Origin of the sequence: Paenibacillus sp. PastM-3 (assembly GCF_029893965.1) — a bacterium.
GTDB lineage: Bacteria > Bacillota > Bacilli > Paenibacillales > Paenibacillaceae > Paenibacillus_AQ.
Genome location: NZ_JARXXP010000003.1, coordinates 424,250 through 443,332, shown reverse-complemented (window position 1 = coordinate 443,332; position 19,083 = coordinate 424,250). Strand labels below are relative to the sequence as shown.

General features: G+C 52.1%; 17 protein-coding genes. 5 read left to right on the top strand and 12 right to left on the bottom strand.

Annotated elements, in window-relative coordinates:
• Positions 1–102: 102 nt before the first annotated feature.
• Together M2108_RS08730 and M2108_RS08725 are read left to right on the top strand one after the other, a co-directional pair.
• Positions 103–672: a hypothetical protein gene (locus tag M2108_RS08730; protein ID WP_277468360.1), complete on the top strand. Its 570-nt coding sequence runs from the start codon at positions 103–105 to the stop codon at positions 670–672.
• 106 nt (positions 673–778) lie between these two features.
• Complete coding sequence (locus M2108_RS08725; RefSeq protein ID WP_277468361.1) at positions 779–1,690, top strand: LysR family transcriptional regulator; 912 nt, start codon at positions 779–781, stop codon at positions 1,688–1,690.
• A gap of 134 nt (positions 1,691–1,824) precedes the next feature.
• Here M2108_RS08725 and M2108_RS08720 read toward each other — a convergent pair whose 3' ends face one another.
• Positions 1,825–2,022: a hypothetical protein gene (locus M2108_RS08720; protein WP_277468362.1), complete on the bottom strand. Its 198-nt coding sequence runs from the start codon at positions 2,020–2,022 to the stop codon at positions 1,825–1,827.
• A 439-nt stretch (positions 2,023–2,461) separates the two neighbouring features.
• On the opposite strand from M2108_RS08720, the gene proB reads away from it, so the two are divergent.
• From proB to proC, 3 genes are all read left to right on the top strand, one after another.
• A complete protein-coding gene (gene proB / locus M2108_RS08715) occupies positions 2,462–3,565 on the top strand; it encodes a glutamate 5-kinase (protein ID WP_277468363.1) in 1,104 nt (367 codons plus the stop codon).
• Between the two features lie 44 nt (positions 3,566–3,609).
• Complete coding sequence (locus M2108_RS08710) at positions 3,610–4,857, top strand: glutamate-5-semialdehyde dehydrogenase (protein ID WP_277468364.1); 1,248 nt, start codon at positions 3,610–3,612, stop codon at positions 4,855–4,857.
• 211 nt (positions 4,858–5,068) lie between these two features.
• Positions 5,069–5,944 (top strand): pyrroline-5-carboxylate reductase, encoded by an 876-nt coding sequence (gene proC / locus M2108_RS08705; RefSeq protein WP_277468365.1) that lies wholly within the window; start codon positions 5,069–5,071, stop codon positions 5,942–5,944.
• A 238-nt stretch (positions 5,945–6,182) separates the two neighbouring features.
• On the opposite strand, the gene M2108_RS08700 is transcribed toward proC, so the two are convergent.
• From M2108_RS08700 to dinG, 11 genes are all read right to left on the bottom strand, one after another.
• Entirely contained in the window at positions 6,183–6,404 is a 222-nt protein-coding gene (locus M2108_RS08700; RefSeq protein WP_277547183.1) for a hypothetical protein, read from the bottom strand.
• 303 nt (positions 6,405–6,707) lie between these two features.
• On the bottom strand, positions 6,708–7,439 hold the full coding sequence (locus M2108_RS08695; RefSeq protein WP_277468367.1) for a DnaD domain protein: 732 nt from the start codon (positions 7,437–7,439) through the stop codon (positions 6,708–6,710).
• Positions 7,440–7,461: 22 nt separating this feature from the next.
• Positions 7,462–8,757, bottom strand: coding sequence for an asparagine--tRNA ligase (gene asnS / locus M2108_RS08690; RefSeq protein ID WP_277468368.1), 1,296 nt, complete (start codon positions 8,755–8,757; stop codon positions 7,462–7,464).
• 21 nt (positions 8,758–8,778) lie between these two features.
• On the bottom strand, positions 8,779–9,987 hold the full coding sequence (locus M2108_RS08685) for an acetate/propionate family kinase (RefSeq protein ID WP_277468369.1): 1,209 nt from the start codon (positions 9,985–9,987) through the stop codon (positions 8,779–8,781).
• The gene (locus M2108_RS08680; protein WP_277468370.1) at positions 9,984–10,856 is read right to left on the bottom strand and encodes a 3-hydroxyacyl-CoA dehydrogenase family protein; all 873 of its coding nucleotides are present in this window, start codon (positions 10,854–10,856) and stop codon (positions 9,984–9,986) included. Before M2108_RS08680 ends, M2108_RS08685 begins: the two co-directional genes overlap by 4 nt.
• Positions 10,857–10,988: 132 nt before the next feature.
• The gene (locus tag M2108_RS08675; RefSeq protein WP_277468371.1) at positions 10,989–12,491 is read right to left on the bottom strand and encodes an AAA family ATPase; all 1,503 of its coding nucleotides are present in this window, start codon (positions 12,489–12,491) and stop codon (positions 10,989–10,991) included.
• Positions 12,484–13,026, bottom strand: coding sequence for a hypothetical protein (locus tag M2108_RS08670; RefSeq protein WP_277468372.1), 543 nt, complete (start codon positions 13,024–13,026; stop codon positions 12,484–12,486). The genes M2108_RS08675 and M2108_RS08670 overlap by 8 nt, the downstream gene beginning before the upstream one ends.
• Before the next feature lie 507 nt (positions 13,027–13,533).
• Positions 13,534–14,052 (bottom strand): cell wall elongation regulator TseB-like domain-containing protein, encoded by a 519-nt coding sequence (locus M2108_RS08665; protein WP_277468373.1) that lies wholly within the window; start codon positions 14,050–14,052, stop codon positions 13,534–13,536.
• 56 nt (positions 14,053–14,108) lie between these two features.
• Positions 14,109–15,410, bottom strand: coding sequence for an amidohydrolase (locus M2108_RS08660; protein ID WP_277468374.1), 1,302 nt, complete (start codon positions 15,408–15,410; stop codon positions 14,109–14,111).
• On the bottom strand, positions 15,397–16,050 hold the full coding sequence (locus M2108_RS08655) for a redox-sensing transcriptional repressor Rex (RefSeq protein ID WP_221797995.1): 654 nt from the start codon (positions 16,048–16,050) through the stop codon (positions 15,397–15,399). The genes M2108_RS08660 and M2108_RS08655 overlap by 14 nt, the downstream gene beginning before the upstream one ends.
• Positions 16,051–16,167: 117 nt before the next feature.
• Positions 16,168–19,026 carry an ATP-dependent DNA helicase DinG gene (gene dinG, locus M2108_RS08650; RefSeq protein ID WP_277468375.1) on the bottom strand — a complete coding sequence of 953 codons (2,859 nt, stop codon included), beginning with the start codon at positions 19,024–19,026 and terminating at the stop codon, positions 16,168–16,170.
• Positions 19,027–19,083: the final 57 nt, after the last annotated feature.

The following is a 19,083-nucleotide window of genomic DNA, read 5'->3' as shown; positions in this document are numbered from 1 at the left end:
AGCCTGCGCTTATAAGCAGCATTAATGGGGTATGTATTTTTGAATTCACTCCGAATTCTGATAAAATCATTTTCAAAAATACTAGACACAGGAGAGAGAGTAATGAAAAAACCATTTTATAAGCACTGGCTGTTCTGGGTAGCGGTAGTTGTACTGGGCAGCATCGTCGGACAGATAGCAGCAAGAAATGAACCGGCTGACCAGGCATCTCCTGCCGCTACACAGGAAGTACAGGGAACGGCTGCACCCGCTGCAGATACTCCTGCTAGTGAACCGACGGACGGCAATCCGTCCGTGAGCTGGGAATCGGCTATCGAACAGATCGCCCAATCGGATACTGACTCTGCACAGAAGGCTGATGCTGTGGAGGTTTTGGCCAAGGCCTACTCCCCTTCTCCTGAAGAACTGACGGACTTTGAATCGCAAGTGGTTGAGGAGTACAATGCCGGCAATTATCTGGCTCATATTGAGGATGCCGAGTACATGCTGACCAATCTCTTCAAAGCTGTTGTAGTTGAAGGCAAACATACTGACGGGGAACCAATTAAGGATTTCGCTTCCGCGTTCTATCAAAACACCAAGAATACTTTCCTCGGAGTTGAGACTGCCGGCAGTGATAATGTAAAAGAAAGCGAATCGCAGATGGATAAAGCGCTGGCCGAAATAAAATAAGAGCCCCGTTCGGGGTTCTCTTGCTTCTTCAGCTCCCAAGGCTATATTAAAAAGACCTCTTATAGGCTATACTTATAAGTATTATAAGTAAACAAGGGGTACGATTATGGAATTAAGACAATTGCAGTACGCGCTGCAAATCGCAGCGGAGCGTAACTTTTCGCGTGCCGCGGAGAAATTGCATGTAGCCCAGCCCTCGCTCAGCCAGCAGCTGTCCAAGCTGGAAAAGGAACTCGGGGTAATGCTGTTCCAGCGTAATACGAGTTCAGTGGAGCTGACGCATGCCGGCGAACGGTTCGTCGAACAGGCGGAATCGATTTTAGCTGCGGTGGAGCTGCTTCGCCAGGAGATGTCGGATATATCACAACTGCGCACCGGCCGTGTGGTTGTCGGCAGTATGCCGATTACCGGTGCCCATCTTCTTCCTCATGTCCTGCCGGTGTTTAAGCAGAACTATGCGGATATTGAAATTTCGCTCCTTGAGGACTCCTCTATGAACCTGGAAAAGCTGACTGCCGTCGGCCAGACGGACCTGAGCCTGCTCTCCCTTCCGCTGGAAATTCCGACACTGGCCTATGAGGTGCTCGGGGAGGAGCGGATCGACCTGGCCGTACCGCCGGACCATCCGCTGGCCTCACGCAAGGCTGAAGGCATCCGGACTACACTAGAGGAACTGAAGGACGAGCCCTTTATTGTACTCAAAGAAGGCCAGGGCTTCCGCAAAATGACGATGGAGCTCTGCCGGGAAGCCGGCTTTGAGCCGAAGATTGTTTTTCAGAGCAACAATATGGAGACCATTCAGTCCCTCGTTGCCACAGGTATGGGGGTTACCCTGGTGCCTCATTTTATCGCCCGTGCCCCGCGGAGTGAATTCGTTCCGGTCTATCTGCCGCTGGCTGAGCCGGTGCCGAGCCGTACACTGGTTATCGCCTATCGGAGGGGACGCTATCTGTCCAAGGCAGCCGAGGTGTTTATTGAAACCTTCAAGAACACAGTGGCCAGTCTGGCGGAAGCCTGAATCTGTTTTGCAGCCTTATAAAAAGGCTCCCGGGGGTTCGCTGGTCAGCGGATATCCGGGAGCCTTTCGTATATTCACTACCTAATAGCTCATCATTGACAATTATCATCCTACAGGCTGTTCATATAGCCTTATCACATCTGGCGGTTATGCTGAGTAATCATCCGGTTCTGGTTGTCCGGCAGGCGGGTTGTGTGCTCATTGACCGGTCCTTTGCTTCCGGTGTCTGCAGCACGCTCTTCAACAAAATCACGAATCGCCTGATTCTGAAATTCCGCTGCCTCTTTGGCATTTTCAGTCTGTTCCTGCGCGATTTGCTTGTCTTTACTCAAGTGGATGCACCTCCTGGTAACAGATTATAAGTAAATTACCCGTTCCTCCCGGGCATAAACATCTCATTTCACTGCAGCTTCAGCGCATAAAAATATTCCTGCAAACTCCCTTTGCAAACCGCACACCGCCATGGTATTCTAATTGTCAAATAGTGAAACGTGTAGACGGGACCAGTAAGAAATGTCTCTATCCGTGAGCAGAGAGTAAATTCCGGAAGGCTGAGAGAATTTACCGCGGTTGTTATTTCTGAATCCTACCCCCGAGCGGCCTGCTGCCTGCAGGACGGATACTCCCGTTATGAGAATGAAGTCGGATGTTCCCTCATCAATGAAGGTGGTACCGCGGAAGTTAACCATGCTTTCGTCCTTTGCTAAGTCTTAGGATGGGGGCTTTTTGTCGTTTTCAAGTCTGATATTCTGAAAGGGAAGTGAAGATAACGTGGCCACACGTATTGTAGTCAAAATCGGCAGCAGCTCGCTGACCGGCCCCGAAGGCGGCTTAAACCGCGAAGCTGTAGCCTTTTTCGCTGCTGAGCTTGCCGCACTGCGGCAGGACGGATGTGAGGTGCTGCTGGTAACCTCCGGGGCCGTAGCTGCCGGATTCCGCGGCATCGGTTATCCGTCCAGGCCAAAGCTGCTGCATGAGAAGCAGGCTGCAGCTGCCGTCGGACAGGTTATGCTGATGCAGGCTTATCAGGAGGCTTTTGCCAAGCACGGACTGCCGACCGCCCAAATTCTGCTGACCCGTACCGACTTTTGCAGCCGCCGCGCAATGAATAACGCGATGATGACGGTCGAGGAGCTGCTAAGACAGGGTGCCATCCCGGTATTTAACGAAAATGATACGGTATCGGTCGACGAGCTGAAATTCGGGGATAATGATACACTGTCAGCACTGGTTGCCAATCTTTTGAAGGCCTCGCGCCTGCTGGTGTTGACCGATATGGACGGGCTGTACAGCGGAGACCCGCGGAAGAATCCCGAAGCGGTCCGCTTCAGCCGGGTGGCGGAGATTACGCCGGAAATCTATGCCTACGCAGGTGGAGCCGGCTCGAGCGTCGGTACAGGCGGTATGCGTTCCAAAATTGATGCCGCCAAAATTGCAACCCGCGGCGGGGTGCCGGTCTTCATCGGCCGCGCCTCTGAACCCGGAGATTTGCACCTGGCTGCAGCAGGCACGGGGAAAGGCACTTATTTTGACACTACCCTCGCCTCCCTGCCGGTCAAAAAACAGTGGCTCGGCTTCATGTCAACACCGCTCGGCTCGCTTTTTGTCGATGACGGAGCAGTTGAAGCCCTGCTCCATGGAGGACACAGTCTGCTGCCGGTAGGTGTCAAACGGATCGAGGGCAGCTTCCACTCCGGTGATGTCGTTGAGGTCCTTGGACCAGATGCAACCTTGCTGGGCCGGGGGATCGTCAACTACGATGATACCCAGCTCCGCAGCATTCAAGGCCTGCCGAGCCGGGAGATCGTTCCCAAGCTTGGTGAAGTCCACCGGCTTGAAGTCATCCACCGCGATGAATGGATCACACTGCGCTGACAGATAAAGCAATTAACATACACTACCTTTCAGGGGGAAACAATATGAGTGAAGTGATTAACAAAGCCACATTAGCCAAAGAGACTACAGGAGTTCTAGCAAGCTTGACCACCGGCCAGAAAAATGAAGCATTGCTTATCATGGCTGATGCTTTGCGTCAGGAGGCCCCGTCCATTATCGCCGCCAACGCCGAAGATCTGGAGCGCGGGCGTAAGGCCGGTACGCCGGAGTCCATGCTCGACCGCCTTGCACTGGATGTCAGCCGGATCGGCGCAATTGCTGAAGGCTTGCAGCAGATTGCCGTGCTGCCTGATCCGGTTGGAGATACACTCGAACAATTTGAGCGTCCAAACGGCCTGTCTATAGAAAAAATCCGCGTCCCGCTCGGAGTTATCGGCATTATATATGAAGCCCGCCCGAACGTAACGGTAGATGCCGCCGGTCTTTGCCTGAAGACAGGCAACGCCGTGGTTCTGCGCGGCGGCTCCTCTGCCCTCTCCTCCAACCGCAAAATCGTTGAAGTGCTGCATACGGCGCTGGCCAAAACGTCCATTCCGGCTGCAGCCTTACAGCTGATTGAAGATCCTAACCGTTCTTCTGTTGACGAGATGCTCAAGCTTAACGGCCTGCTGGATGTAATCATCCCGCGCGGCGGCAGCTCACTGATCCAGAATGTTGTAATGAACGCCACAGTCCCTGTAATTGAAACAGGTGCAGGCATATGCCATACTTATCTGGATGCAGGCTGTCAGCCTGAAATGGCCGAACGGATCAGCGTTAACGCCAAAGCCCAGCGGCCGTCTGTCTGCAACTCCATGGAAACCTTGCTTGTCAACCGTGAGTATGCCGCTCGGCATCTGCCGGCGCTGGCTGAAGCTTTCCGCAAGGTTAACGTTGAGCTTCGCGGCTGCCCGGAAACGGTAGCCCTGATTCCTTGGGCGGTACCGGTAACCGCTGAGGATTATGCGACCGAATATAATGATTACATTCTTAATGTCCGTATCGTCGGCGGGCTGGATGAAGCGCTGCGTCATATCGCTGAATACAGCACCAAGCATTCAGAATGCATTGTTACCGAAAATGCCGGGCATGCGGCACGTTTCCTGCAGGAGGTAGATGCTGCAGCAGTGTATCATAATGCATCCACCCGGTTCACCGACGGGTTCGAATTCGGCTTTGGCGCCGAAATCGGCATCAGTACCCAGAAGCTGCATGCCCGCGGACCCATGGGTCTGCCTGCACTGACTTCCTGCAAATATATCATCCGCGGAACCGGACAAATCCGGGGATAACGTAGATGCTTACGAAGCAAGTTTTGTACGCGGATTATACAGTGGGGTTAAGCTCACAAAACTTAGGCTTATGCTTACGAAGCAAGTTTTGTACGCGGATTATACAGTGGGGTTAAGCTCACAAAACTTAGGCTTATGCTTACGAAGCGAGTTTTGTACGCGGATTATACAGTGGGGTTAAGCTCACAAAACTTTTAGGGGGACTCATAACATGTGTCAGCAACCATCCGTTCCGCTTATTAAGGAACATATCGTATTCTACGGGGCAGGCTCGATGGCGGAAGCTATTGTGCGGGGCATGATTGCCCGCAATGTTATTGCTTCCGACAGCATCACCATGCTCAACCGCAGCAGCAGCGAACGTCTGGCCGAACTGCGCAGCCGTTATGGCGTGCAAGGCAGCAATGATCCGCAGCAAACAGCGGAAATCCTGAAGAATGCCCAGGTTATCGTCCTGGCAATGAAACCGAAGGATGCTGCTGAAGCGCTGCGCGGGCTGGCTCCGCTGCTCCAGCCGGACCAGCTTATCGTCTCCGTTATTGCGGGTCTTACAATTCGCACCATCCAGGGTCTGCTTGGCACGCCTCAGCCGGTGATCCGCACGATGCCGAACACCTCAAGCACGATCGGACTCGGCGCAACAGGCATCGCCTTCTCCAAGGAGGTCGGCGAGGCCGGCCGGCGTCTGGCACTAAATATCTTCGAATCGGTGGGCATCACTTCCGTCATCGAAGAGGAACGGATGGAAACTCTGACAGGTATCTCCGGCAGCGGACCGGCCTACATCTATTACATGATGGAAGCGATGACTGCTGCGGGCATCCGCGGCGGATTAACAGCTGAGCAGAGCTTAGAGCTGACCGTGCAGAGTGTACTGGGAGCTGCCCGGATGGTACAGCAGACCGGAGAAGATCCGGCATCCCTGCGCAAAAAGGTCACTTCGCCAAACGGCTCCACCCAGGCAGCGATCGAAACGCTGGACAAAGGTGACTTCTTCGAAACGGTCATCGCCGCAGTGAACCGCTGCGCAGAACGCTCCCGCGAGATGGGGGCAGCCGTGGAAAAAGAGCTGTTTAAAAACCAGTAAGCTCTTGGATGATTCTAAGCAGCTGATCTAAAGTCCATGAAACGCTGTTGTCCTACAAATGTATCAGTCAGCCCGTGGTAGCTTTATTTTGACTGTTGGTGTAAGTGTATCCTGTACAACTAACAGCAGCTATTTTCCACTGTTTCCCCATATAGCTGCAATAACTCCCCCGTTAGCATCTTCAAGGATGTCTGGCTGGGGAGTTTCTATTGGTTGCCCCTACCTGTATCGAATCAAGTCATACAAGCGGACCTGTGAGCGGCTCGTCCAGGATCAGGCGGAAGTGTGCCTCTTTTGCCGCATGGTTTTTGATATACACCCGGTAATCTCCGTCCGCCGGCACCGTAATCTTGATCTCCCCCGTCCCGCCCGGAACCACCTCACTATACACTTGGTTGCTGGAGACAGACATAATGCCGATTTCAAGCTTATACTCCTGATCTGATTCAACTTTCATCACCAGTAAATAGTCCCTCCATCGGTAACGAAAAATAGCAAGCCACAGTCAGTAAAACCTGAACATCCGTTCCGTTCTGCGATAGTTAAATTTTACCTTTCCCCCCTGTTCCCCGCAAGCTTGTCATTCTTACTTGTCTCGCTTCAAAAAAAAGAGATGGTACTTACACCATTCTGAAGTGTTGTCTGCGCAATTCCGACGTGTTGCCTTTCATTAAACTGCAGCGGATGCTTTTGTACAAAAACAAAAAAAAGCCTGCCGTACTTGGTTGTCCAAGGCGGCAGGCTTATATTGTTGTCCAGAACGTTATCTTCCGCCGCCCCGGAATTTCTGGTTATAGTTCTTCACGTCCTGGGCATTCTTCACCCGGTTGCGTGACCATTCCAGCAGAATTCGGTCAATGTAGCGGAAATGAACCTTGCCGGCAAAAACAGACTCTTTCAGCGCCAGCAGAATAAGCTCCTCAGGATACCGGTCCTGATCGACCCAGCCGGAAATGGTCTCACACTCCATTGGCGACAGCGGCCGGCCAAATTCCTTCTCGAAGATGCTGAACAGATTGCGGCTCTCCGCCTCCACAGCTGCTGTAGCAGCAGGACTTGCGGCAATCCGCGTTGACGCATGTCTGGTATGATTAGATCCGGCAGATCTGCCCTCAGCATCCTCTTGAGCGGCTTCAGCCAGAACAGCTCCCAGCTTGTTGAACAATCCTGTAAAATTGTACTGCTCGTAATGAAAATCCCTAAGCTCGTCATTGGTTCCGTCAATGCTGATAAAGCCTTCCTTCATCAACTTCTGCAGCTCTCCGGCAATTACGGATATACTCCGGCCGGTCACAGTTTGCAGATCCTCCAGCGACGGGAAATCAATGCCCTCCACCTGCCGGAAAGACAGCAGGTGGATGAGCAGCATGGCTTCGTCGCCGCTGAGGTTCAGCTTCCGGTAATATTTTAAGAGTGCATAAGGAATGACGGCCATCCCGTGCTGAAGGCCAAACGCTGCGCCCTCACCCCAGGTATTCCATCCTCTGCCGTCCATACTTCTGCCCCTTTCACTTTATTTAAGGGTATAGACGGTACAGTGTACGCGGGAACGGAATCGTTTCACGCACATGATCCAGACCGCAGATCCAGGCTACTGTGCGCTCAAGTCCGAGACCGAAGCCGGAATGAGGCACGGAACCGTAGGTACGCAGGTCCATATACCACTTGTAAGTATCCATGGAAAGATTATGCTCTTTGAAGCGCTGTTCCAGTAGTAGCGGATCGTCGATACGCTGCGAACCGCCGATGATTTCACCGTAGCCTTCAGGTGCAATCATATCCGCGCAGAGCACAACCTCTGGACGTTCAGGGTGCGGCTTCATATAGAATGCCTTAAATGATGCCGGATAGTGCGTAATGAATACCGGCTTGTCGTTGGCTTCGGCGATCGCCGTTTCATGCGGTGCACCGAAGTCATCGCCCCAGGCAATTTCATGGCCGTTATCATTCAGGAACTTGATCGCATCATCATAGGTAATCCGCGGGAACGGCGCTTTGATGTTCTCCAGCTTGGATACATCGCGGCCCACCGCTTCAAGCTCGGCGCGGCAGTTCGTCAATACGGATTGCACGATAAAGCTGATGAAATTCTCCTGCACTTTAAGGCTCTCTTCATGATCGGTGAAGGCCATTTCCGGCTCAATCATCCAGAACTCAATCAGATGGCGGCGGGTCTTCGATTTCTCGGCACGGAAGGTCGGCCCGAAGGAATAGACCCGGCCCAGCGCCATAGCTGCAGCTTCCATGTACAGCTGTCCGCTCTGTGTAAGGTACGCATCCTCATCGAAATACTTCGTGTGGAACAGGTTGGTGGTTCCTTCAGCCGAGGTTGGAGTAAGAATCGGCGGGTCCACCTTGGTAAAGCCGTTTTCGTTAAAGAACTGCTGAATCGCGCGGATAATTTCCGCACGGATTACCAGTACCGCACGCTGCTTAGAAGAGCGCAGCCAGAGATGACGGTGATCCATCAGGAAGTCAACGCCATGCTCCTTAGGGGTAATCGGATAATTCTCAGTGAGATGCAGTACTTCGATACCGGTAACAGTCATTTCATACCCGGATTGGCTGCGCGGCTCCTCACGGATAATGCCGGTTACATACAGCGAGCTTTCCTGGGTGAGGCTCTTGGCATCGTCCCAGACCTGCTCAGGCACTTCCGATTTCACCACAACACCCTGGATATAGCCTGTACCATCCCGAAGCTGCAGGAATTGAATTTTACCGCTGGAGCGCTTGTTGTTCACCCAACAGCCGATGACAACACTCTCTCCCACATGCTCATTCACATTCTTGATCACACTTTTGTTAGCCATGCCTGAAATCTCTCCTCTAATTTAGCCGTTAATTCCTTGCACCAGGCGATAGGTATCGCGGGCAATGACAAGCTCTTCGTTTGTCGGAACCACCAGCACCTGCACCTTGGAATCAGCAGTGGAGATGCGGCGCGGATCACCGGAACGGACCTTGTTAGCCTCAGCATCAAGCTCGATGCCCAGGAACGTCAAATTGTTCAGTACCCGTTCACGCAGCAGTGAGGCATTCTCGCCAACACCTGCTGTGAAGACGATAATATCTACACCGTTCATAGCTGCTGCATAAGAACCGATGTATTTGCGCAGACGGTATTCATACATTTCAAAAGCAAGCGTGGAATTGGCTTCGCCCTTCTCCGCTCCGTCGATAATGTCACGCATGTCGCTGCTCACGCCGGAAATAGCCAGCAGACCGCTGTGCTTGTTCAGCATGGAGTTCACTTCGCCGACAGACAGCTCCTCCTTGTTCATTACATAAGGAACGATAGCCGGATCGAGGTCACCGCTGCGTGTACCCATCATCAGGCCTTCCAGCGGGGTCATCCCCATGGAAGTGTCAACAGACACTCCGCCCTGAACCGCAGTTACACTGGCACCGTTACCGATGTGACAGGTAATGATCTTCAGATCTTCCAGCGGACGGTCCAGATACTCGGCAGCAGCTTTGCTTACGAAGTCATGTGAAGTACCGTGCGCGCCGTAGCGGCGGACTTTGTATTTGTTGTACAGCACTCTCGGAATGGCGTACATATAGGCTTTTTCCGGCATAGTCTGGTGGAAGGCAGTGTCAAAAATAACGGCCTGCGGTACACCCGGCATATTGATTTCAGTTGCTGTAATCCCCATTACTGCAGCAGGGTTATGCAGCGGTGCAAGGTCAAACAGCTGGCGGATTTTGGACTTGGCGTCGCCGTCCACCAGGGCGGATTCCTTAAAGAACTCACCGCCGTGCACAACACGGTGACCAACGGCATTGATTTCTTCAATGGAGCTGATTACACCATGCTCGCTGTCAGTCAGGCAGGCAAGCACTTTGCGGATTGCAGTGTTGTGCTCCAGAATTTCGCTGACTTCGGTTACTTCCTGTTTGCCGGTCGGCTTATGAGTCAGAATGGAGGAATCCATCCCGATGCGCTCTACCAGACCTTTGGCCAGAACAGACTCATCAGTCATATTGTACAGCTGATATTTCAAAGAAGAACTTCCGGAGTTAATTACTAGAACGTTCATACACGGTCACCATCCTTGTCATACTTGAAGAAGCCTTCGCCCGATTTAGCACCCAGTTGTCCTGCACGCACCATTTTCTTAAGAATCGTGGATGGACGGTATTTCAGCTCTCCATATTCACGGAACATGTTCTCAAGTGCGGCAAGTACGGAATCCAGGCCGAAACGGTCTGCCATTTCAAGCGGCCCGTGCTGGAACTGGTAACCGATACGCATTGCGTCATCGATATCCTCAGGTGAAGCAACACCTTCCTGCAGGACGTGCATAGCTTCGTTTATAAACAGGCAAATGAGGCGTGAAGTTACAAATCCCGGGGATTCATAAATCATTACGCCCTTCTTCTCAACGATTTCATCAACAAAGGATTTGGTATCTTCAAAAGTGCTGTCAGAGGTTTTCAGACCGCGCACGATTTCGACAAGATCCACCTTGCCGACAGGATGTATGAAATGCATGCCGATAACGCGCTCAGGGTACATTGTAGAGCTGGCAAGCTCAGTCAAGCTTAGTGTGGAAGTGTTGCTGGCCAGAATAATGTGGCTTGGACATACCTGGTCAAGCTGGTTGAACACTTTTTGCTTATCTTCAAGATCTTCAGTAATGGTTTCGATGACCATATCGCAGGAGCTGAGCTCAGCGAAGTGTGTTACTTTCTGGATACGGCTCAGAATCAGTTTCTTCTCAGCCTGGGTAATTGCCCATTTCTCCAATTGCTTATCGAGATTTGTCTCGATCATCTCATAGGAGTAGTCCAGTCTTTCTGCGTTTTTCTCCACCAGTAATACATCCAGGCCTTTGGCTGCCAGCATTTCGGCAATCCCTTGTCCCATTGTGCCACCGCCGATGACACCAATCTTTTTAAACTTCATGTAAAAGCCTCCATCCTTTCAGGTATCTATACTTTTGTATTGTACCTTGTCTGTCGAAAAAAATATGTAGCACGACATATAATAATATCTTAGCATGTCTCAAAAGTAAAAAAAAATAACCGGCATAAATATTTATGCCGGTAATTTTACACTGTCACGAAATTGACAACGAAATTGCTCTCCGGAGAGAACTTCTTCCTTCATAAGGATGTCAAGGGAGTAATCAAATATGTTACGCTGATCCTCCAGCAGTTCACGCGTACGGATCATAAGCTCATCCAGTATTTTACTATTTTCCTTCATAAGCTCTTCTGTGGTAACCATTTGCAGATTTGCGATTCCCAGAGAGGTGAGGCCTGATTTCATCATGGTCTCTACAATATTCAGGGCCTGATCAAAGTCACCGCGTGAGCCTGTGCTGCGTCCCCCGTAATACATTTCCTCAGAGGCTGCGCCGCCAAGCGCAATCATGATCTGGTGCTCCAGATAATCCTTCGTATACAGGTATTGCTCAGTCTGCGGATTGTGGCGCACATAACCGAGTGCCTGTCCCCGCGGAGTCAGTGTTACCTGGCTGACGCTTCCCGGACGCAGCAGCTCTGCCATAATCGCATGGCCCAATTCGTGAATCGCCACCCGGCGCTTTTCTTCCTGGTTGGTCTCACGGTCTGTCTTCTCGCCCATCATCACCTTGTCGATCGCTGAGGATAAATGGCGCTGCTCCACCTGGGTCAGATTTTCGCGCATCATATATATCGCTGCTTCGTTCATGACGCTTTCCAGCTGCGCACCGGAGAACCCGTAGGCTTCCTCTGAGATTTTGTCCAGATCAACACTGGCATGCAGCGGCTTGTTCTTGGCATGAAGGTCGAGAATGGACTTACGCCCTTTTTTGTCTGGCATATCCACCTGGATGTGGCGGTCAAACCGGCCCGGACGCAGCAGTGCGGAATCAAGCATTTCTTTACGGTTCGTTGCAGCTATCAGCAGAATCCGCGGTGCATCGTTATTGTAGATCCCGTCCATCTCGGTCAGCAGCTGGTTCAGCGTCTGGTCATACTCGCGCTGCTGTCCGCCTTCACGCTTTCCGCCGATAACATCAATCTCGTCGATAAAAATAATGGCGCTCTGCTTGTTTTCCTTAACGGCACGGGTACGGGCATCCTTGAACAAATCACGGATACGTCCGGCCCCGACACCTACATACATTTCCACAAACTCACTGCCTGATGCCGCAACAAAGACGGAATTGGTATAATGTGCCGCAGCCTTGGCCATCAGCGTCTTCCCTGTCCCCGGAGGTCCGGTCAGCAGAATCCCCTTGAGCGGGCGGATCCCGAACTTGCTGATCTCCTCATGACGGATCAGAAAGTCAAGGGCTTCACGCAGCTCCTGCTTGGCATTGTCCTGGCCGCCGATCTCCTCAAAGGTAAGCTTCGACGGGCCGTTCTTCTTACGCTTCTTGTCGGCACCGGCATTGACTGTCAAACCGCCGCGCAGATGGGCAATCAGCAGCAGGGCGCCGAGCATGCCCGCAGCGATAACAACCGGAAAAATATTAATGCCGACAAAAGCCATAAAAACAAGCAGCACCGGTGCAAAACCGGCGAGGACTTCCTTCCAATACTTAGGCATTATTCCACACTCCCATCGCTGCAGGAACCCGCGGTAAAATAATAAACTTGCTCTGTTTACCGTCACTCAGGCTCACGTAGACGTTATTATCATCGATTTCTGTCGTTGCCGTCACATTCTGAAACTCGGAGCTTTGTGCCTTGAGTCCGTCAAGCTTGGCCGGAATCAGTGTATATTTACGGCTCTCCATCGCTTCTGCGACGGAAAACATTGCCTTGTCCCAATATTCATCAAGCAATGCACTGGAGTTCTGGTCAACATCAAGCTTGAGCGTACGGCTGCCGATTGCTGACTTTCCTTCGCTATTAACATACTGCACAAGCTCACGCAATTTCGTTCCAGGTTCAAGATTAAGTTTCAAAGTCACTTCATTGCGGTTAATACTAATATGTGATTTATTTACTCCTTCATAGGATGATACAATCTTCTGAAGCGGCTCCTGGACAGCGAACTGGCGGTAAGCATACCAGCCCCCAAACAACAGCGCCGCAGACAACAGAGACGTTAACAGCACAGGTACAAGACGTAATTTCAAGCAACGTCCTCCTCTCAGATGTAAGACAATATATTAAATAAATAGTTAAGATAGCATGTTTAGCGATAACTTATTATCCGGCATGCTCTTTCGCATGTCTTAAGTACATGCATTAGTATATCATAGGTGTATATACGATTCCGCATAAATTTGTGAATATATTTAAAATTTTTGGTACTAATTTTTGGATATACTCCTTTGTTTCTATTTCATATCGACAAAAAAGACATAAATGATGAGCCTGCTTTGAACAAACTTTTTTTCGAGCAGATAACCAAGCGCCAGAATTTCCTCAAACAAATCCACAGCCTGACTAAGATAACGTTCAGTATCCCCTGTAATTTCTCCCTTTTTTTAAAGTTTGAGCAACTACGCTTCAGTATCATGATTGCTATACAAGCTATATATCAAAAAAATGCATGCTCATCATATTCTGAAGGTTGCGCATAACAAAAACAGCAGCCGGACCATTACGTCCACCTGCTGCTTATGCCGTTTCCCGCTGTATTATTTACTCGGCAGGCTATAGCCGTCCCCGATTGCCGTACCATCGCTGAACCGGTAGAACCGGTAATAATACCGTCCTTCCTGCTTGTAGAAGACCTGCCATGCATATTCTCCGTTAAATACGCCGGGCAAAAGCCGCCTGATATCTGCACCGGGCAGCTCAGAAGCAAGCTTCTCCCGGATCTGCTGCTCCGAGGTACCCTGCGACAGCTCTGCCGCATAAATATCGTTGTCGCCTCCTGCCGGTTTGCCGTCAAGTGTAAAGCGGACCCAGACCATCAGCTCGGTGCCCGCCTCATTCTTTCCTGTAAGCACCCAGTAGGCTGCATTTTCATCCCAGACGGATTTTTGGGCCTTGGTCACCTCAGTCAGTCCCGCACGGCTTCTGGCCACTTCCCTGGCTGCGCTGCGCTCGGCCCACTGATCCTTCATAATATAGGCATAGAACTGCCCCAGTCCGAACAAAAGGAGCAGTGCCGCACTGATCGCCAGCGGAAGCCATTTTTTCCTTTTCCTCAAAGTGCAGCTCCCTTTCCTAAATAACTGACGGTGTTATCCGTTTAATTTGCATAATATTATCTTTTAAGCAGGCTTTCAAAGGTTTCCTGCGCTTTGCGGCGGACTTCCTCTTCATCCAGTGTCAGGCACTGGCCGTGCTTTACAACCTGTTTGCCGTTAACCCAGACATGCTCAACATCCTTTGCACTTGCCGAGTAGACGGCATGGGAGAGCAGATCGGAATGCGGCAGCAGATGGGGCTGGTCAATATCAATGGCGATAAAGTCAGCTTTCATGCCCGCAGCCAGTCGGCCGACGTTGTTCAGGTAGATGGAAGCTGCCCCGTATTCCGTTGCCATCAGCAGCGCTTCCGGCGCAGGTACGGCAGTCGGATCGCCGCTGACGCCTTTATGGATCAGCGCGGCCAGCCGCATCTCCTCGAACATGTCAAGGTTGTTGTTGCTTGCCGCTCCGTCAGTGCCGAGTGAGACTTTGACTCCCGCTCTAAGCAGGTCCGGTACACGGGCTACCCCGCTCGCCAGCTTAAGGTTGCTGCCCGGATTATGGGATACTCCGACATTGTATTTGGCCAGAATTTCAATTTCTTCATCATTCAGATGAACACCGTGGGCGATCAGGGATGGGCGGGTGAACATGCCCAGCTTCTCCAGATGCGCCACCGGGCGCAGGCCGTAATCGGCCACATTCTGCTCCACTTCATGCCGGGTTTCGGACATATGCGTATGCATCGGCAGGTCCAGATCATGAGCCGCCTGGACAAATTTCATGAAGAAGTCCGGCGGACAGGTGTAAGGCGCGTGTGGCGAGAGCATTGCCGTAATTCTGCCGTCCGCCTTGCCGTGCCAGTTACGGGCAAATTCCACGGCTTCCGCAAGCTTCTGGTTCTGCACATCCTCAGGACACAGGCCGATGGCGCCGCGCATCAGTACAGCACGGATACCCGACTGTTCTGTAACCTCGGCCACCCGGTCCATATGATCATACATATCAAGGAAAGTTGTTGTTCCGCCCTTGAGCATTTCCAGAACGGACAGGGCTGTTCCCCAGTACACATCATCTCCGGTAAATTTCGCTTCCATCGGCCACATTTTTTCCTGCAGCCAAGACTGAAGCACCATATCGTCACCATACCCGCGCAGCAGCGACATCGCCGCATGGCCGTGGGTATTGACCAGTCCCGGCATGAACAGCAGACGGCTGCCGTCAACCGTCAGAACACCATCTTCGGCTGCAGGCTTGTCTTCCCCTATGTATGTGATCAGATCATCTTCTATGGTCATATAACCGCTCAGGACAGGCTGAAGCGAGCCAGGTACAAGAAACCGGCCGTTCGCGATTATCGTTTTATTGCTGCTCATCGGTAATTTCTTCCTTTCCGTCATGCAAATAGTAGGCAAGGCTCTGCAGATCAGTCGTAAAATCGGCCGCATGAATACGGATCGACGGCGGAGTCTTGAGAATAACCGGAGCAAAATTTAGAATAGCCTCGATGCCCGATTCCACCAGAATATCGGCTACATTCTGCGCTTCACTGTCCGGTACAGTAATAATGCCGATCCGGATTCCCTGCTCACGGATGGTCTGGCCCAGCTCCTCCATCGGCTGAACCGTCAGGGAGTTGATTTTCTGGCCGACCTTGGGTGCGTAGGAGTCGAATACGGCAGTGATTTTCATCGTATCCTTCAGATAAGCATTATAATTGGAAAGGGCATGGCCCAGGTTCCCCGCACCGACCAGAGCCACGTTGATCTGCTGGTCAAGCTTGAGGATATGGCGGATTTTTTCAATCAGATAGGATACATCATAACCGATGCCCTTCCGGCCGAAGTCGCCGAAATAAGCCAGGTCCTTGCGGATCTGTGCCGGATTAAGGTCAAGCTTCTGTCCCAGCTCCTGGGAAGAAACGGTTGCAATTTCGCGCTTCTGGAGATCATTCAGGAAACGCAGATACACTGGGAGCCTGCGTACGACAGCCTCCGATATTTTGTCCGATTTCATGTCTTCTCCTCCTAAATTTAGTATCACTCGGATGTGTATGAAAGCCGCACCGCTCCCCGTTACTCAAACAGACAGGAAGCAGATGCGGAACTAGATTAAGAATGAAATGAATGCATTTTAGGAAATGCCGCCCTCCAGCCATTCCTCGATTCTCGGAACCATCTGCTCAGTCAGCATATGCTCCATCTTGGGGCCGGGCAGCGAATACAGGAAATACTTCCCGTAGTAAGACTCGATAACCCTGGTATCATATACAATAACAATTCCCCGATCCTGGGCGGTGCGAACCAGCCGGCCGAAGCCCTGCTTGAAGCGGATAACCGCCTGGGGTACCGACAGCTTCATGAACGGGTTCTTCTTCTGTGCCTGCAGCAGCTCGGCTTTGGCCTCTGCAAGCGGGTGGTTCGGGGGCTGGAACGGCAGTCTGACAATCGCCAGACAGGTGAGCGCATCTCCGGGAATATCCACGCCTTCCCAGAAGCTGCTGGTTCCGAGCAGCACCGCTGCAGAACTGTCCTGAAAACGCCGGATCAGTTTGCTGCGGCTCCCCCCCTCTACACCTTGCCCAAGAACAGCGATGTCCTCTGTGGCCAGTGCCTCCTTCAGCGGGTCGTAGACCTGCCTCAGCATTTTATAGGAAGTAAACAGCACCAGCATGCGGCCTTTGGTTGCTACAGCGGCTTCTGCCAGCGAGTGCACCAGTTTGTCAACAAACCTGGCATCCCCTACACTGCCCTTCACGCTCGGAAAATCACGCGGTATCACAAGCAGTGCCTGCTCACGGTAATTAAACGGTGAAGGCAGCAGTGCGGTCATCAGCCGCTCCTGCTCCGCAGCCTCGCCCAGGCCGAGATTATCGATCATGAACTGGAAGGATTTATCCACAGACAGCGTTGCGGAGGTCAGCGTTATACTTTTCTTTTTGTCGAAGAACAGCTCCTTCAGCTGGGCACTGACATCTACCGGTACAGCATACAGCTGCAGGGATTTGCCGCGGTAATTGCTGCTCCCTTCCATCCAGTACACAACATTCTCATCATTCAGGCCCATGAAGAAACGGATCTGCTCGCGGATCGAGGCCAGATCCTTAAACAGGCCGCCGATGTCGGTTACCAGACTGTCCGAGGAGGACTGGCTGTCGGTATCGCGCATTTCACTGAGCATCTTGTCGCCCCTGCGGATAATATCGCTGAGGCTGAGATTCAGCGTGTTCTCCAGCGCAGCCAGCTCTTCCCAGTCCCTTGGCTTCTTGCCGGGATGCAGGCGTGACACCAGTTGCCCGGCCTCACCCGCTGCGGCATCACTGCGGTCTGGCAGCAATCCGAACAGCTTGTCGCTGAGCACATCCCAGGTTTCCTTGACGGTCAGCAGATCCGGATAGATCCGGTCGATGACACTGCTCCATTCGGAGGCCTGCTCGCTTCCCGAAGACTGCAGGGTCTGGCGCAGCGCGGGGAGCTGGCCGCTCTTACTGTCCTTATACAGCCGGGTCAGCGTATGGGCTACAGTGAAATACTTCATCTGCATGCCCAGATGCTTGCCCGCCACATCCTCCAGATGATGTGCCTCATCAATCACGAGATGCTCATAGGCAGGCAGCAGCTGATGCCCGGCCTTTACATCTGCGAACAGCTTGGAATGATTCGTAATGACCACATCGGCAATTCCGGCTTCATGCTTGGCCCGGTGGTAGTAGCATTTACGGAACCAAGGACAGGACCGGCCCAGACAGGAGTCGGTGTCGCTGGCGACACTTTCCCAGAAGTCGCCGCCGCGGCCGCTGAGATTCAGCTCCTCATCGTCACCGGACTGCGTCTGGGTAAGCCACACAAGCATTTGTGCTGCTGTGAGCGTTTCTTCCCTGGTACTTACGAAATCCTTATTATTTATTTTATGTTCAAACTTGCGTAGACACAAATAGTGCCCTCTTCCCTTAAAGACGGCAGCCTTGAACGGAAACGGGACCACTGTAGTCAGGAGGGGGATGTCGCGCTCCCGCAGCTGATCCTGCAGATTGATTGTATGTGTGCTCACCATCACCTTCTGGTCTGTACGCACGCTATGATAAATAGCCGGCAGCAGGTAGCCCAGCGATTTGCCGGTGCCGGTACCCGCTTCAATCAGCAGATGCTTTTCTTCCTGAAAGGCGGTCTTTACTTCGCCGATCATAATCTCCTGTGATTCCCGCGTCTCATACTGCGGTAACGTATCCTTCAGTCTGGCTGTTACCTCAGCCATGTAGTCCTCAAAGGATACATTCTCCAAAGGATTGCCGGAACCCTCCTCGCGCGGTGAAACAAGCTCATTCCAGTCGCCGACCGCAAGTGCCAGCTGACGGTGAAAGGTCAGCTCGCCCTCCGGCTGGAAGGTTTCCATCTCCCGCTCGTGAAGCAGGCCATCAAAATACCAGGCCAGATCGCTGTCCTCGCCGGCAAACAGCTCATTCAGGCGCTGAATGGTCAGCAGCGGCAGGCTGTACAGCTCGTCAAGGCATTTAAGCAGCACCAGCGCAGTGGCCAGCGCATCGCTGTCAGCCTGATGCGGACGCTCATGCGTCAGCTTGAAATGTGCACTGACTGCACCGAGCTGATAGGTGGTCAGCGACGGAAAGCATATTTTGAGAAAATCAATCGTATCGAGAATCCGGCCCTGAAACGGCAAATAGCCGCAGCGGTCCAGGGCATTCTGTAAAAAGTGGAAATCAAATGCGACATTATGCCCTACCAGCACAACATCATCCAGCAGCGGGACCAGCTCCATCATCATTTCATCCAGCTCCGGCGCATCTGCAACATCAGCGTCGGTTATGCCGGTCAAGCCTGTAATAAAAGGAGGAATCGATGTTCCGGGCTTGACATAGGACCCATATACCCGGGAAACAGACCGGTCTTCTTCTATAATGGCAAGGCCAACCTGGATAATCTCACCCACAGATTGGGTTCCCGTAGTTTCAAAATCAAGCACGGCAAATTTCATTGTAAGTTCTATTCCCTTTCACTTGAGACTCCATATCAGCATAACAGAAGTTACGTA

Coding starts and splice junctions, on each gene's coding strand:
- M2108_RS08730 (WP_277468360.1), top strand. CDS start 103: ATGAAAAAACCATTTTATAAGCACTGGCTGTTCTGGGTAGCGGTAGTT.
- M2108_RS08725 (WP_277468361.1), top strand. CDS start 779: ATGGAATTAAGACAATTGCAGTACGCGCTGCAAATCGCAGCGGAGCGT.
- M2108_RS08710 (WP_277468364.1), top strand. CDS start 3,610: ATGAGTGAAGTGATTAACAAAGCCACATTAGCCAAAGAGACTACAGGA.
- proC (WP_277468365.1), top strand. CDS start 5,069: ATGTGTCAGCAACCATCCGTTCCGCTTATTAAGGAACATATCGTATTC.
- M2108_RS08695 (WP_277468367.1), bottom strand. CDS start 7,439: ATGGACGGCAGAGGATGGAATACCTGGGGTGAGGGCGCAGCGTTTGGC.
- asnS (WP_277468368.1), bottom strand. CDS start 8,757: ATGGCTAACAAAAGTGTGATCAAGAATGTGAATGAGCATGTGGGAGAG.
- M2108_RS08685 (WP_277468369.1), bottom strand. CDS start 9,987: ATGAACGTTCTAGTAATTAACTCCGGAAGTTCTTCTTTGAAATATCAG.
- M2108_RS08680 (WP_277468370.1), bottom strand. CDS start 10,856: ATGAAGTTTAAAAAGATTGGTGTCATCGGCGGTGGCACAATGGGACAA.
- M2108_RS08675 (WP_277468371.1), bottom strand. CDS start 12,491: ATGCCTAAGTATTGGAAGGAAGTCCTCGCCGGTTTTGCACCGGTGCTG.
- M2108_RS08660 (WP_277468374.1), bottom strand. CDS start 15,410: ATGAGCAGCAATAAAACGATAATCGCGAACGGCCGGTTTCTTGTACCT.
- M2108_RS08655 (WP_221797995.1), bottom strand. CDS start 16,050: ATGAAATCGGACAAAATATCGGAGGCTGTCGTACGCAGGCTCCCAGTG.
- dinG (WP_277468375.1), bottom strand. CDS start 19,026: ATGAAATTTGCCGTGCTTGATTTTGAAACTACGGGAACCCAATCTGTG.